Below are 14,520 nucleotides of genomic sequence, written 5' to 3' on the forward strand. Positions count from 1 at the left end.
TAGGCTTGCAAACCTATGCTGTCAATTGGCCGATCGGTACCGGAGACCGCTTTAAAGGCGTGTTCGATCGCTACCAGCAAAAAGTCCATTTGTTCGAGCGGACAGCGCATGGCAGCCGCGAAGCCACCGATACGGTGATGGATCTCCACGACCCGCGCCTGAAAGAAATATTAGATAAAGAATTATTCGACCAACTCCACAGCGATCTCGAACTCCTCGATGGCGTGGCTTCAGAATTAGATTTAGAAGCAATTCATGCCGGTTATATGACCCCCGTCTTCTTCGGGAGCGCGATGACCAATTTCGGGGTCGAGTTATTTTTACACTATTTCTTGGAATACGCCCTCAAACCAGGCAATCGCAATTCTAACGTCGGATCGATCGATCCGAGTTATCCCGAATTTTCCGGTTTTGTGTTCAAACTCCAAGCCAATATGGATCCCAAACATCGCGATCGCGTGGCGTTTATTCGCGTCTGTACTGGTAAGTTTGAAAAAGACATGACCGTCAGCCACGCCCGCACCGGCAAAACCGTTCGACTATCCCGTCCACAGAAACTATTCGCCCAAGATCGGGAGTCGATCGAAGAAGCCTATCCCGGCGACGTAATTGGCTTAAATAATCCTGGCGTCTTCGCGATCGGCGATACAATTTATACAGGCATGAAAAAGCTCGAATATGAAGGTATCCCCTGTTTTTCTCCCGAATTATTTGCCTTCCTTCGCAACCCCAACCCCTCGAAGTTCAAACAGTTCCAAAAAGGGGTCAAGGAGCTGCAAGAAGAAGGTGCAGTCCAGATCATGTATTCAGCCGATGAAGCCAAACGCGACCCAATTTTGGCAGCAGTCGGACAACTGCAATTTGAAGTGGTGCAGTTTCGGATGAAGAATGAATATGGGGTGGAAACAACCTTAGAACCGCTGGGTTATTCAGTCGCACGCTGGGTCTTAAATGGTTGGGATGCCTTGGATAAAGTTGGGCGGTTATTTAATACTTTGGTCATCAAGGATCTCTGGAATCGTCCGGTGTTGTTATTTAAGAATGAATGGAATGTCAATCAGTTACTGGAAGATCATCCTAGTTTGAAGTTGAGTGCGATCGCGCCCATTACGATCGGGTCTTCATCGGTGAGTTAGGTTGATTTAATCTACCAATCGCTTTAATTTCACTAAATTTCCAATTTCTGGCGGCAAAACTTCCAGCTCCAATCCTGCCAAATCTAGCTCTTCCCACACCTCATCCCGCGCTCGTGGGATTAAATCTAGTAATTCCCGCTCAATCACGATCGAACCCCACTATGACGATAACTCTAGCGTACCCAACTCAATGATAATGTGTTTGCTAATCTCGATCGAGCAATGATATACTTTGTGTATCTTAACTCGATCGACTAGCATGAAATCTCAAATTGGTCGCTGGGGGAATTCTTTAGCTATCCGAATTCCTAAATATATCGTCGATGAATTGGCTCTGGGGGTCAATGATGAAGTTGATTGTCGGTTAGAAAAAGGGCAACTCATTGTCGAGCCAGTCCAGAAAATGCCTAAATATACTCTATCCGAACTCCTCAGCCAAGAACTGGAGCCAGAATCAGAGATCGATTGGGGCAAGCCTAATGGGGCAGAGGAATGGTAGATTATATTCCAGCGCGCGGCGATTTTATCTGGCTGAATTTCGACCCACAATCTGGACACGAACAAATGGGTAAGCGGCCCGCACTAGTTGTCAGCCATACCGAATTCAACCAGCAGCGAGGTTTTATCTTGGTTTGTCCGGTTAGCAATACCAAGCGAAAAAATCCGTTCTACGTCAATATTCCTGACGGTGAAGCCGTAACTGGTGTCTTGATGGCCGATCGATTGCGATCGCTAGATTATAAATCTAGAGGAGCCGAACTCATTACCGCTTGTCCCAAAGACTTATTGATGGAAGTTTTGGGTAGAATTTATCCGATTATGTTTTAGATCTAGCGATCTGCTGCTACTATTTCAACAACTCTATTGTAAGCACCTCGACGATCTCGTAGTTTTGGATCGAGATCGATCGGATTAAGTTAATAGGAAATACTGATGTTATTAGGTCAATGGCTGGGATTTTTAGCTTTAGTTTTGTCGCTATATATTATCTGGCAAATTCGGCAAGTTCTACTAATTGTATTTGCGGCTATTGTCTTGGCAACATCACTCAATCGACTAGCTCGTAAGATTCAACATCGATTTAGATTGTCGCGAGGAATAGGTACTCTAGCTGCAATCGGGATCTTTGTAACGGTGTTAGGTGGATTTTTTGTTTTAATCGTACCGCCATTTATTACGCAGTTTCAAGAATTAACTACGACTAAATTACCCGCAATCGTCCAGTCGTCAACGCAATGGCGGACGAGTATCCAAGCTTATATTCCGGCACCATTATTTGCTTATTTGCCCGATGTTCAGGATCTCGATCGCCAGATTCAACCGTTATTAAAGTCTGTTGCTGGTCAATCGCTAACTCTATTTTCGAGTTCGTTAGCGGTCGTACTCAATTTGTTATTTATGACAATCTTGACAATTATGCTGTTGGTGCAGCCGCAGGCTTATCGGCAAGCATTCGTCAGCTTATTTCCCAGCTTTTATCGACGGCGAATCGATGGGATTCTGACTGAGTGCGAAGTATCTTTGGGCAAATGGGTTGGCGGTGCGCTCTTGAGTATGGTAGTGGTGGCACTGCTGAGCCTAATCGGTTTATTGGCATTAGGAATTCCGCTGGCTTTAGCGCAAGCAATTTTAGCAGGCTTATTCAATTTTATTCCCAATGTCGGCCCCACATTGAGTGTCGTCTTGCCGATGGCGATCGCCTTAATGGATGAGCCGTGGAAGGCTGTTGCGATCTTTATGATTTACTTTGCCATTCAGCAATTTGAAGGCAATTTTTTGACACCTTATATCATGTCGCAGCAGGTATCGCTGTTACCGGCAATTACCTTAATCTCTCAAGTATTTTTTACCACCTTCTTTGGGTTTTTAGGTTTGATTTTGGCCTTGCCGCTGACTGTGGTTGTCAAGGTGTGGATTAATGCGGTGTTGATTGAAGACATCCTCGATCGCTGGACACAAGCCCCCGATCGCGATCGCAAGTCGGGCGATCGAGAAGTGGCCGTAGATCTAGACCTACAGCCACTAACAGAAACAGAGATAGTTATGACCGAATCAGAACGCGATGAGGCTTCAGGACAATCCCCAGATCGCCACTGAATTTAAGAAAGTTAATGACGCTTTTTCTCTGAGATCTCGCCCTCAAAAGGTTGAACGCCAGTGACTGGATACTCGTTACGATCGCGTCCAAAAATTCGGGCTAATGCATCTAAAAAGTAACCGATAAATCTGTCGATCGTCGTCACAATTTTCATACCTGATGCTCCTACATTTCACAAAGTGGATCGAGGAATTTTTTGATACTTTAATTATAGGTTGAATCGAGCGGGGGAATTGGTGAATGTAATAGATATTTAACTATTACAAAACGCCTTTAGAACTGGGAATCGTCCCCAACCGCCGTGCATCGAATTCAGTTGCCATCCGCATCGCTCTGGCAAAGGCTTTAAAAGTAGCTTCAATAATGTGATGGGAATTGATGCCGTCGAGCTGGCGAATGTGCAGCGTCATCAGACTGTGGTTGACGACGGCGACAAAAAATTCCCGCACTAATTGGGTGTCGTAAGTCCCGACGCGCTGGGTGGGAATCGTCAAGCCATAGCTGAGGTGAGGACGACCGGAAAAATCTAGCGCGACTTGTACCAAGGCTTCGTCCAGCGGGGCGACAAAATGACCGAACCGGACAATCCCCTTGCGATCGCCTAATGCCTTCGCCAAAGCCATTCCAAAGGTGATACCGACATCTTCATTCGTATGGTGGTCATCGATTTCGATATCGCCAGTCGCGGTAATGTGGAGATCGAATAAGCCGTGGGCGGCAATTTGGTGGAGCATGTGATCGAGGAACGGCACGCCAGTCTGGGCGTGACAACTGCCAGTACCATCGAGATCGATCTCGACGGTGACATCAGTTTCTCCAGTTTGACGATGGACTTTGGCGAGGCGATTTGGCATGGGAGTGGGAGTGGGGAGTTGGCACAAACGGTACTTCGATCGCAGCTTGAGAGGGTGTCTGAAAAGCGTAGATCTAAATCCCCCCAGCCCCCTTAGAAAGGCAGGGCTGATTCATTCCTTACCAGGCTTAGGTTGTCAAGATGAAAAGCAATTGATTTCGATCGAATAAAGGGTGATTTCATCCTAAGAAATAACCACGTTCATCTGAAAATTAATTGCTTGGGGGATTGACAAATTCATTCCCAAAGGGAATGAAACAGCCCTGCCCTTAGAAAGGGGGAGTAAGAGTCACAGTCCCCCTTTTTGGGGATTTAGGGGGATTTAAATCTACGATCGGAGCCAATAATCCTTTTTAGACACTCTCTGAAAGGCTGAAATTCAAGTGTTGCTACTAATATTGTATCATTCGCGCTAATTGCCAGACTCCCCGCACTCCTATGCCTTCACCAGGGTAATCTGACTCGCGGCATCGATCGCTTTAGTACGCGCCAAATCGGTTGTCTCGGCTGTTGCCAAGGCGACACCCATCCGGCGATAGGGGCGAGAATCGGGTTTGCCAAATAATCGGACATCGACATTGGGCATGCTGAGGGCTGCTTCAACACCAGTAAAAGCGATCGAGTCAGACTCTTCGGTTGCCAAAATTACCGCACTGGCGGCTGGTACGTATTGAATAATATTGGGAATTGGCAAACCTAAAATTGCGCGTAAATGTAATTCAAATTCATTTAAGTTTTGAGAGATTAATGTCACCATACCCGTATCGTGGGGACGCGGCGATAGTTCGGAAAAAATTACTTCATCGGCAGTAATAAAAAACTCCACACCAAAAATTCCGGCTCCCCCCAAGGCATCGGTTACTGTCGTGGCGATCGCTTGGGCGGTCGCGAGTTGCGCTGGTGTAATCTGGGCGGGCTGCCAAGATTCCTGATAATCGCCCCGCTCTTGCCGATGCCCGATCGGCGGACAAAAGATCGTCGGTGCGTTCCATTGCTTGATAGTTAATAGGGTAATTTCAATCTCAAAATTAATGAATTCTTCAATAATTACCTTCTGACTATCGCCCCTAGAACCGGCGATTGCATACTTCCAAGCGGCTTCAACCTCTAACTCATTGGCCACGATCGATTGACCTTTCCCAGATGAAGACATTACTGGTTTGATTACATGCGGAAAACCGATCGATCGAGCGACTGTGTGCAGCTCATCTAAGTTAGTTGCATAGGCATAGTTGGCAGTACGTACGCCCAACTCTCGGTGGGCGAGTTCGCGAATCCGATCGCGATTCATCGTGTAGTGAGTCGCTTTCGCAGTCGGAATCACAGTAATGCCGCGCGATTCAAACTCGGCTAACTTCTCGGTTCTAATGGCTTCAATTTCCGGCACGATGTAGTCGGGTTGGTGTTTGGCGACCACGCGTTCGAGATCCTCACCACTCAACATTGAAATTACCTCGCACTCGTCGGCAACTTGCATCGCTGGCGCGTGGGCATATCGATCGACCGCTACGACATGATTGCCCAATCGTTGTGCGGCGATCGTAAATTCTTTGCCCAATTCACCCGCGCCCAATAGCATCAACTTTTTTGGCAGTTTCATCACAGTTCGCTCGCCCAAACAACATCTATAAGTGTAAATGTAAGTCGATCGAAATTGGAGAATCGACTCAAACCCGATATACTAGCCACTAGCCATTCCTCACGACCCACGTATATATGACTCGTTTCGCACTCCTGAGTGTCTCTGACAAAACCGGACTGATTGACTTCGCCCGTCAATTGATCGAAAAATTTGACTTTGAGATTGTCAGTAGTGGGGGCACCGCTCAAGCCCTCAAAGACGCAGGGATTCCGGTAATGAAGGTGGCTGAATATACGGGTGCGCCAGAAATCTTGGGCGGACGGGTGAAGACATTGCACCCGAAAATACATGGTGGGATTCTGGCGCGGCGAGACATGCCCGAACATTTAGCCGATCTGAAGCAGCAGCAAATTCGCCCGATCGATCTGGTTGTCGTCAATCTCTATCCCTTCGCCGCGACGATTAGTAAACCTGGCGTCAGTTTAGCAGACGCGATCGAGCAAATCGATATCGGCGGCCCCGCCATGCTCCGCGCCGCCGCTAAGAATTTCGCCCATTTGACAGTCTTATCCAATCCCGATCGCTACGATGATTATCTTGCCGAGCTGACTAAAAATAATGGAGCGGTTTCAATCGAGTTCCGACAAGCTAGAGCGTTAGAAACATTTCAGCATACCGCTGCTTACGATACCGCGATCGCGGGTTATTTAGCAGCGCAAGCAGGCGAAACAACAAATTATCAAATTTCAGCCCAACCCCTGCAATCGCTCCGTTACGGCGAAAATCCCCACCAACCCGCTGCCTGGTATCAGACGGGCGCAATCCCCACGGGGTGGACGACGGCCAAAATCTTGCAGGGCAAAGAACTCAGTTATAACAATCTCGTCGATCTCGAAGCTGCACGCCGGATTATTTCCGAGTTTAGCGATACTCCCGCCGCGACGATTATCAAACATAACAATCCGTGTGGGACAGCTTTAGGCGATAGCCTGCTAGAAGCATACGATCGAGCTTACAATGCCGATTCTACCTCCGCTTTCGGGGGCATCGTCGCTGTCAATCGTCCGCTGGATGCCGATACCGCTCGATCGATGAGCCAAACCTTCCTCGAATGTATCGTCGCGCCGGAATGTACGCCAGCAGCGGCTGAAGTGTTCGCTGCCAAAAAAAATCTGCGAGTATTGACGCTAGCAGATCTAGCGACTGGCACCAAAGATAATGTCAAAGTTATTGCTGGCGGGCTTTTAGTCCAAACCGCCGACGAAGCGATCGAAACTACCGAAAACTGGCAAGTAGTCACCACCAAACAACCCACCGCCGCTGAACTTCAGGAATTACTATTCGCCTGGAAAGTCTGCAAACACGTCAAATCCAACGCGATCGTCGTCACCAAAAACCGCGCTACCATCGGCGTCGGTGCGGGACAAATGAACCGCGTCGGCTCGGCTCAAATCGCCCTTGCCCAAGCCGGAACAGACGCTCAAGGCGCAATTCTCGCCAGCGACGGCTTCTTCCCCTTCGATGATTCCGTCAAAACCGCCGCCGCCGCTGGCATTACCGCGATCGTCCAACCAGGTGGTAGTATGCGCGATAACGACTCGATCGCCGCTGCTAATGACTTAGGTATCGTGATGGTGTTTACTGGCGTTCGTCACTTTCTTCATTAGGGAATAGGGGATAGGGGATAGGGAATAGAGTAAATTTGGACGCAAGCGTCCTTTTGTCACCCAGTCACCGAGTCCCCATTTTGTAACAACCCCTACCCCCTATCCCATACCCCCTATCCCCTAACTCGTGGAACTCCAAAACGTCATCATCGCCCACAAAGCTGGAGATCGTACCAGCCGTAACCTCGCCGAAAAAGCGGCCAAGCAACTCGAACAGCAGGGTTGTCATGTGATGATGGGGCCGAGTGGAGCTAAAGATAATCCCTATCCAGTATTTCTCGCTTCCACCAGCAAACCGATCGATCTGGCGATCGTTCTGGGCGGCGATGGTACGGCACTCACGGCAGCCAGACAACTTTCTCCCGATGGGATCCCGATCCTGGCCATCAATGCTGGCGGACATCTGGGTTTCTTGACCGAACCATTAGAACTATTTAACACCGATACTCCCATAGACGGAGAAACCATTTGGGAGCGACTCGCGCACGATCGATATGCGATCGAGCGGCGGATGATGCTCCAAGCACATATATATAATGGCGACGATCGCAATTGCGAACCGGAGAGTGAAAAATTTCTCGCGCTCAATGATATGTGTATCAAGCCTGCGGCAGCCGATCGGATGTTAACCTCGATTTTGGAGATGGAAATCGATGGCGAAATTGTCGATCAATATCAAGGCGATGGTTTGCTCGTCTCTACACCCACCGGCTCCACTTGCTACAATGTCTCTGCCAATGGCCCGATCGTCCACTCAGGCATGGCGGCAATTAGCATTGCGCCGATCTGTCCGCTGAGCCTTTCCAGTCGCCCGATTATCATTCCACCAGGTTCGACAGTGAGTATTTGGCCGTTAGGCGATTACGAACTCAATACCAAGCTCTGGAATGATGGGGTGCTGGCGACCTCGATCTGGCCTGGACAGCGGGTTGATGTCCAAATGGCCGACTGTCAGGCCAAGTTTATTATCCTGCGCGATAACTATTCTTATTACCAAACCCTGCGCGAAAAACTCCTCTGGGCAGGTTCGCGCATCCGCTACGATCATCACCATACGAGGAATTAGGCTTTAAGAGTGAGGAGTTAAGAGTTGCTGTACCACCAGTTGGTTTTAAGAGTGGGGCGTTAGATTTTAAAGCGGGTAAAAGTTCGTGAATTTGGACGCAAGCGTCCTTTTTTCTCCCATTCTCCCAACTCCCAACTCCCAACTCCCAACTCCCAACTGACCCAAAAACGATCTTTCAGCAAATTAACGCACGATTGTCACGACAAATTGGGTGGGCAAAGTTAAACTAAACAGTTAGACTGTGGATATCGAGAGGGTGAAAAATTATTTTCCCCGATCTCTAGGCGTGTGTAATGCTTTTGCGTCAGCAGAGGCTTTGCAATAACAAACACAAAGGAGATATGAATCGCTCGATTTAACTATCGAGTTAAGTCTTTGTAACAAAGTTGACCATCAATACATGAAAAACAGTCTCTACTGCTCTATAGTTAATACTCATCCTATTAACTTTTGCATTGGGGGAGTTTTTCCCGCGCTTTGAAAGCGAGGTAGTCCGGCCAGGAAAGCCCGATAACAATGAGATCGATCCGTAGCGGTAGTTATGAGAGTGCAGTCGGCATAAATTGATATTTTAATTAACAATCTAAACTGGCAGAAATTTTAATAAGAGCTACAATCAAAAGGGCTTTCCTCAACTGAGGATATTCTCTGGGTGGAAGACTATTAATGCTCGGCGATTCTCTTTCAGGGAGGCTACGCCAACGAGCTTAATGTTTGCATTCGATCGGCATTGAAGCAATCGATCCAAGTTGGAAGATTCCGTGCCAACAACCAAGCGATCGTTAACAGCAATACAACATTACAATTAGTTCATTGTTACAGATAGGAGTAAGAGGACCCACACATGACCCAGACTAAAGACATGCTCGCAACCCTAACGACGAAAGACACTGACAGCGAGTTAGAATTACTACTCGACGAAGATGTTGAGGCTGATGATTTTCCCGCTGAAGCTGAAAGTGAATCTGAAGTCGAAGACGAGGATGGTAAGCTGGGGAAAGTCAAAGCCTCCCGCCGTCGCGTTCAAACTAAGAAGAAACAATTTACTGAAGATTCGATTCGACTATATTTACAAGAAATCGGTCGCATTCGCTTGCTGCGTGCCGATGAAGAAATCGAACTCGCACGTAAAATTGCCGATTTGCTCGAATTAGAGCGGATGCGTGAAAAGCTCCTCAATGACTTGGATCGCGAACCCCACGATCGCGAGTGGGCAGCAGTTGCCGAGATGCCACTCAATCAATTTCGCCACCGCTTATTTTTAGGCCGTCGCGCTAAAGATAAAATGGTGCAGTCGAACCTCCGCTTGGTAGTTTCGATCGCCAAGAAATACATGAATCGCGGTCTTTCCTTCCAAGATTTGATTCAAGAAGGCAGTTTGGGATTGATCCGTGCGGCGGAAAAATTCGACCACGAAAAAGGTTATAAGTTCTCAACTTATGCCACCTGGTGGATTCGTCAAGCAATTACTCGCGCGATCGCCGATCAATCGCGGACGATTCGCCTCCCCGTCCACTTATATGAGACGATTTCACGAATTAAAAAGACGACTAAATTACTCTCTCAAGAAATGGGTCGCAAACCCACTGAGGAAGAAATTGCTACCCGCATGGAAATGACGATCGAAAAACTGCGATTTATTGCTAAATCTGCACAGTTACCGATTTCACTAGAAACACCAATTGGTAAAGAAGAAGATTCCCGACTCGGTGACTTTATTGAAGCTGATGGTGAGATGCCTGAAGATCAAGTTTCCAAGAGCTTATTGCGGGAAGATTTAGAAGGAGTACTCGATACTTTAAGCCCGCGCGAACGCGATGTGTTACGGCTGCGTTATGGTTTGGATGACGGTCGGATGAAGACATTAGAAGAAATCGGTCAGATCTTCAATGTCACGCGCGAACGCATTCGCCAAATTGAAGCTAAAGCTTTACGTAAACTCCGCCATCCTAACCGCAATAGTATTCTCAAAGAATACATCCGTTAATTAGTTAATAATCTCCGGTTACACAAACCCGACTTCTCCAAGAAGTCGGGTTTGTTGCGATTGGAATCGGAGCAGCTACACGATCGACAAAAAAAGACCCCACGATCGATATCGATCGTGGGGTTGCTTGTTAAATTAAGATCCAAACTAGTGGATTATTCAAGATCGTCGTCATCATCACTGCTTTCAGATGGCGACCAATCAAAATCGTCTTCCTCCTCATCAGTAGCGGCAGCTTTCACTGTATCGCCATAGAGTCCGGCAAATTCGTCCTCTTCTTCGGGGCTAGATGGTTTGACGATCGATAGGCCGCCGAGCATCGGGTCGTCGAGATCGTAGCTGCGAGCGGTACGATCGTCGAGGATCATATCTTCGTCGCTACCGACCGAGCCGTCATAGACGCCGTACATGCCCATCGAGCCGTAATCGCTATCGGCCATCGGGCTGGAGAAGTTCGAGTCTTCATAGGCGTTAAAGCCCGTACCGGCAGGGATTAACCGACCGATGATCACGTTTTCTTTCAAGCCTCGGAGCCAGTCAGATTTACCTTCGATCGCGGCTTCAGTCAGTACCCGCGTGGTTTCTTGGAAACTCGCAGCAGAGATGAAGCTATCGGTATTCAAGGATGCCTTGGTAATCCCGAGCAACATCGGGGTATATTCAGCCGGAGCCGCACCCGTAATCGACATCGCTTCATTGACCTGCTCGACTTGCCGGAGTTCTTGCAGTTCTCCTGGCAGCATGGTGGTGTCGCCACCATCGTCGATGCGGACTTTAGAAGTCATCTGGCGCACGATCACCTCAATGTGTTTGTCGGCAATCTCCACCCCTTGGGATTGGTATACCGATTGAACTTGGTTGACCAAGAACGCTTGCGCTTTTTGGAGAGCCAGCAGTGCAGCTTCAAACACACCATTATCCTCGCGGAAGTGGTTGAAGTAGACTTCCAGAATCTCGTGAGGGTTGAGTTGTCCGTCGGTGAGTAAGTGCCCAGCTTTAACCACGTTACCGTCCGATACGAGCAAGTTCTGACCGGGGCCGAGGAAGTATTCTTCGACAGCACCACTGGCATCGATGACTTTAATTTCGGTCGGTTCGCCGTCCTCGTTATAGACGACAGATGCGGTACCATCGCGGCGGTTGAGGATACAGGCTTCTTTAGGTTTGCGGGCTTCGAGGAGTTCCTCGATCCGAGGTAAACCTTGGATGATGTCTCCAGTTTTCGATCGCTCGTAGACCAGTAGCACCAAGTTATCGCCCCGTTGGACGAGATCGCCATTGTCGATGTGCAGGATCGCTCCGGGCGAGACCCGGTAGGGGCGGGACATCCGCAGCACGACGCGATCGTCATGAACTTCAACGACTTCACCCGACTCTGGACTAGGTAAACCTTCAGCAATTTGACTGCCTGAGACAACTAGGTTGCCCACTTTGACGGTAGGTTTAGCACCATCGGTTTCGACGGTAGAGCGATCGGTATCGCGGACGATCAGTACCCGTCGGACTGATTCGGCACCTTGACGAATTCCTCGGACTTCACCAGGATGTTTGCACCGGATTTCCGTCCGCGCGACCACGGCACCAGGGGCGATTTGTTGGCCGTCGGTGACGAGGGCTTCGGTATAGGTGCTGCCACCTAAGTTATCCCCAGCAGTATCGCGCCGAATCGTCAGGGATTCGAGGATTACCAGTTGGAGTCGGAGTTCGCCCGATTCTTCATCTTTAATCAGCTCGATATCGGCAGCCAGTTGCGGGGTACTGGTAGACTCCATTTCCAGCACCAATTGGGTGCGGAGGAGTTCGACCCCATCGACGGACTTGACCCGTTCGCCGTCTTTGTACGGTACGCGCTGGACGGCACGTAGCTCGATCGTGCCTTGGGCACCAGCTTGGTTGACAGAGGCTTGGGAGGGCAGATTGGGTTCGTCGGGAACTTGATACTCGGTCACGGGGCGGATCAGTAGTGCCGAACCTTCTGGGGTTTCGACATATTCTAAGTACCGCAACTCGGTCAGAGCTTCGAGTTCGGGAACGGGTTTTTGACCTGGGTAGCAGATCGTACCCGTGACCGACTGTCCGGCTTCGGGGTCGTCGAGCAGGTGGAGTTCCCCAGGTTTAATCGTGATTTCGCGCAGAATGTCATTTTTCTGGACGACTTCGATAATCCCGCTGATGCCGCAGAAGATATCGCGAATCACTTCGGTACCGGCTTCGACGAATTGACCGTCTTCGACGTTGAGCAGGGAGATGTCTTTGTTGACCTCATGGGACTCCTCAGGAATCCACAGGATGGTGCCGCCTTGAACGACCTCATAGCCCTGTTTGGCTTTTCCTTTCTTCTGGACATCCAAGCCTGCAAATTTGATAATCCCCCCCGTCCGCGTCCGATAGCGATCGTCTACCAGTTCGGCGACGGCGGTGCTATTTTGGACTTTAGTGCCTGGAGAAGTTAACAGTTGGAAGCGTTGGTTATCGTCGGTGACGATCGTGTATTGTTCGCGTCCCGATTCGTTATCGACTTCGACTTTGGCTCGATCGAGGGACACAGATGCCGTGATAATATCGATTTCCCGTTCGCCGCGCAGTCGCACGACCCCACCACTGACCGAAATCAGCTTAGTTTCAGCGAGGACGCCATGCTCGGGGATTTTATCGCCGTTTTTGACCAGCGGTTCGGCTCCAGGTGGTAAGTTATAAACTTCACCAGAGAGTACCCAGATCAGACCGCCGCGTTGGGCGATCCGCGTCATGTTACCTTGACGATCGGTTTTTTCTTCGGGGACGATATCGGCAAATAGCACTTCCCCAGCCAGATCTGATGCGACGTCTTTAGTGGCTTTTTCGGTCGATCGACCGCCGCGACTGAGGGCGATTTCGGCGAGTAAGTCACCAGTTTTGACTTCCGAGCCGTCAGCGACCAGTAGCAGCGAACCAGGGGTCAGGTTGAAGACCTTTTTCTTGCCTTTACCTTTGGGTTCGACGATCAGATCGCCGACGACTTCCACTTGTTCGCGATCTTCCCCGTGACGGGTACGGACGGCACGAACGCGAAGATTGGAGAATTTCACCGTCCCATCGTGGGGCGCGCGAATTTGTTGCTCGACTTCGCCAGTAAATACCCCACCCGTGTGGAATGTCCGCATCGTGAGCTGGGTACCAGGTTCGCCGATCGATTGAGCGGCAATAATCCCGACAGCTTCGCCGAGATCGACGAGGTGCCCATGAGCCAGACTCCAACCATAGCAAAGCTGACAGACCGATCGAGCGGCTTCGCAAGTCAGTGCCGATCGGGCAAATACCGATTTAACATCAGCTTTGGTAATGGCCTTAATTAGATCTTCATCCAATTGCTGGTTACGCGAGCCGATTAATTCTTTGGTTTCGGGATGGAAGACATCCGCAGCAAGGACTCGTCCGTGCATCCGGCTGGCGAGGGAAATCAGGACGCGATCGCCATCTTTCATCGCTTCGACGACTAGGCCGCGAGTAGTACCGCAGTCGTGTTCGCGGACGATCACATCTTGGGATACGTCTACCAGACGACGGGTGAGGTACCCAGAGTCAGCCGTCCGCAAAGCGGTATCCACCAGACCTTTGCGCGCGCCGTACGAGGAAATGATGTACTCAGTTACGGTTAAGCCTTCTTTAAAGTTGGTCTTAATTGGTAAATCGATAATTTCCCCTTGAGGATTGGCCATCAAACCGCGCATGCCTACCAGCTGACGCACTTGGGACAAGTTGCCCCGCGCTCCCGAAAACGCCATCATATAGACGGAGTTGAGGGGATAATTTTCGCGGAAGTTGTCTACTACTCGATCTTTGAGACTTTCGGAAGTGATGTTCCAAGTGTCGATTACTTTTTGGAACCGTTCGACCTCGGTAATCTCACCGCGAGTATATTTGGCCTCGGTTTCGGTAATCGTATTTTCAGCAGCTTCGAGCATTTCCCGCTTGATCGGCGGAATTTGTAAGTCATCGATACTGATCGAGACCCCGGCTCTAGTCGCAAACCGAAAACCCAATTCCTTTAGTTTGTCCGCAACCTGCGCCGTCCGCGCGGTACCGTAATGCCGGAACGACCAGCTAATCAGTTTTTTTAACTGACCTTTATCGACCATCCGGTTGTTAAAG

The 14,520-nt window shown here is 49.4% G+C and carries 12 protein-coding genes; 7 read left to right on the forward strand and 5 right to left on the reverse strand.

All coding sequences use genetic code 11. The features are described 5' to 3' along the window. Positions 1-1,136, forward strand: a 1,136-nt coding sequence (gene prfC / locus RMO84_RS15375) for a peptide chain release factor 3 (RefSeq protein WP_310489318.1), incomplete at its 5' end; no start/stop codon positions are given. Positions 1,137-1,142: 6 nt separating this feature from the next. On the opposite strand, the gene RMO84_RS15380 is transcribed toward prfC, so the two are convergent. Further along, positions 1,143-1,283, reverse strand: coding sequence for a hypothetical protein (locus tag RMO84_RS15380; RefSeq protein WP_310489319.1), 141 nt, complete (start codon positions 1,281-1,283; stop codon positions 1,143-1,145). A gap of 112 nt (positions 1,284-1,395) precedes the next feature. Between RMO84_RS15380 and RMO84_RS15385 the strand changes: the two genes are divergently transcribed. The 3 genes from RMO84_RS15385 (at position 1,396) to RMO84_RS15395 (ending at position 3,233) form a co-directional block, all read left to right on the forward strand. After that, a complete protein-coding gene (locus RMO84_RS15385) occupies positions 1,396-1,635 on the forward strand; it encodes an AbrB/MazE/SpoVT family DNA-binding domain-containing protein (RefSeq protein ID WP_310489320.1) in 240 nt (79 codons plus the stop codon). Further along, positions 1,629-1,964: a type II toxin-antitoxin system PemK/MazF family toxin gene (locus tag RMO84_RS15390; RefSeq protein WP_310489321.1), complete on the forward strand. Its 336-nt coding sequence runs from the start codon at positions 1,629-1,631 to the stop codon at positions 1,962-1,964. The genes RMO84_RS15385 and RMO84_RS15390 overlap by 7 nt, the downstream gene beginning before the upstream one ends. Positions 1,965-2,069: 105 nt before the next feature. Continuing rightward, the gene (locus RMO84_RS15395; protein ID WP_310489322.1) at positions 2,070-3,233 is read left to right on the forward strand and encodes an AI-2E family transporter; all 1,164 of its coding nucleotides are present in this window, start codon (positions 2,070-2,072) and stop codon (positions 3,231-3,233) included. A gap of 11 nt (positions 3,234-3,244) precedes the next feature. On the opposite strand, the gene RMO84_RS15400 is transcribed toward RMO84_RS15395, so the two are convergent. The 3 genes from RMO84_RS15400 to purT form a co-directional block, all read right to left on the reverse strand. Beyond that, positions 3,245-3,388, reverse strand: a complete 144-nt coding sequence (locus tag RMO84_RS15400; RefSeq protein ID WP_310489323.1) for a hypothetical protein — start codon at positions 3,386-3,388, stop codon at positions 3,245-3,247. A gap of 106 nt (positions 3,389-3,494) precedes the next feature. Next, a complete protein-coding gene (gene hisB / locus RMO84_RS15405) occupies positions 3,495-4,088 on the reverse strand; it encodes an imidazoleglycerol-phosphate dehydratase HisB (RefSeq protein ID WP_310489324.1) in 594 nt (197 codons plus the stop codon). A gap of 435 nt (positions 4,089-4,523) precedes the next feature. Continuing rightward, positions 4,524-5,687, reverse strand: a complete 1,164-nt coding sequence (gene purT, locus RMO84_RS15410; RefSeq protein WP_310489325.1) for a formate-dependent phosphoribosylglycinamide formyltransferase — start codon at positions 5,685-5,687, stop codon at positions 4,524-4,526. Between the two features lie 116 nt (positions 5,688-5,803). Here purT and purH point away from each other — a divergent pair, with 116 nt between their 5' ends. The 3 genes from purH to rpoD all read left to right on the forward strand — a co-directional run bounded on the left by purH (position 5,804) and on the right by rpoD (position 10,389). Further along, entirely contained in the window at positions 5,804-7,336 is a 1,533-nt protein-coding gene (gene purH / locus RMO84_RS15415; protein ID WP_310489326.1) for a bifunctional phosphoribosylaminoimidazolecarboxamide formyltransferase/IMP cyclohydrolase, read from the forward strand. Between the two features lie 127 nt (positions 7,337-7,463). Beyond that, on the forward strand, positions 7,464-8,402 hold the full coding sequence (locus RMO84_RS15420) for an NAD(+) kinase (RefSeq protein ID WP_310489327.1): 939 nt from the start codon (positions 7,464-7,466) through the stop codon (positions 8,400-8,402). A gap of 844 nt (positions 8,403-9,246) precedes the next feature. After that, positions 9,247-10,389: an RNA polymerase sigma factor RpoD gene (rpoD, locus tag RMO84_RS15425; protein ID WP_310489328.1), complete on the forward strand. Its 1,143-nt coding sequence runs from the start codon at positions 9,247-9,249 to the stop codon at positions 10,387-10,389. A 155-nt stretch (positions 10,390-10,544) separates the two neighbouring features. On the opposite strand, the gene RMO84_RS15430 is transcribed toward rpoD, so the two are convergent. Next, positions 10,545-14,520, reverse strand: a 3,976-nt coding sequence (locus tag RMO84_RS15430) for a DNA-directed RNA polymerase subunit beta' (protein ID WP_310489329.1), incomplete at its 5' end; no start/stop codon positions are given.

The sequence above is a fragment of the Chamaesiphon sp. VAR_69_metabat_338 genome (genome assembly GCF_031423935.1).
GTDB lineage: Bacteria > Cyanobacteriota > Cyanobacteriia > Cyanobacteriales > Chamaesiphonaceae > Chamaesiphon.

What these genes read in the sequence shown, in the direction of transcription:
- purH (WP_310489326.1), top strand. Translation starts at nt 5,804, where the DNA reads ATGACTCGTTTCGCACTCCTGAGTGTCTCTGACAAAACCGGACTGATT.
- RMO84_RS15400 (WP_310489323.1), bottom strand. Translation starts at nt 3,388, where the DNA reads ATGAAAATTGTGACGACGATCGACAGATTTATCGGTTACTTTTTAGAT.
- hisB (WP_310489324.1), bottom strand. Translation starts at nt 4,088, where the DNA reads ATGCCAAATCGCCTCGCCAAAGTCCATCGTCAAACTGGAGAAACTGAT.
- RMO84_RS15385 (WP_310489320.1), top strand. Translation starts at nt 1,396, where the DNA reads ATGAAATCTCAAATTGGTCGCTGGGGGAATTCTTTAGCTATCCGAATT.
- RMO84_RS15395 (WP_310489322.1), top strand. Translation starts at nt 2,070, where the DNA reads ATGTTATTAGGTCAATGGCTGGGATTTTTAGCTTTAGTTTTGTCGCTA.
- purT (WP_310489325.1), bottom strand. Translation starts at nt 5,687, where the DNA reads ATGAAACTGCCAAAAAAGTTGATGCTATTGGGCGCGGGTGAATTGGGC.
- rpoD (WP_310489328.1), top strand. Translation starts at nt 9,247, where the DNA reads ATGACCCAGACTAAAGACATGCTCGCAACCCTAACGACGAAAGACACT.
- RMO84_RS15390 (WP_310489321.1), top strand. Translation starts at nt 1,629, where the DNA reads ATGGTAGATTATATTCCAGCGCGCGGCGATTTTATCTGGCTGAATTTC.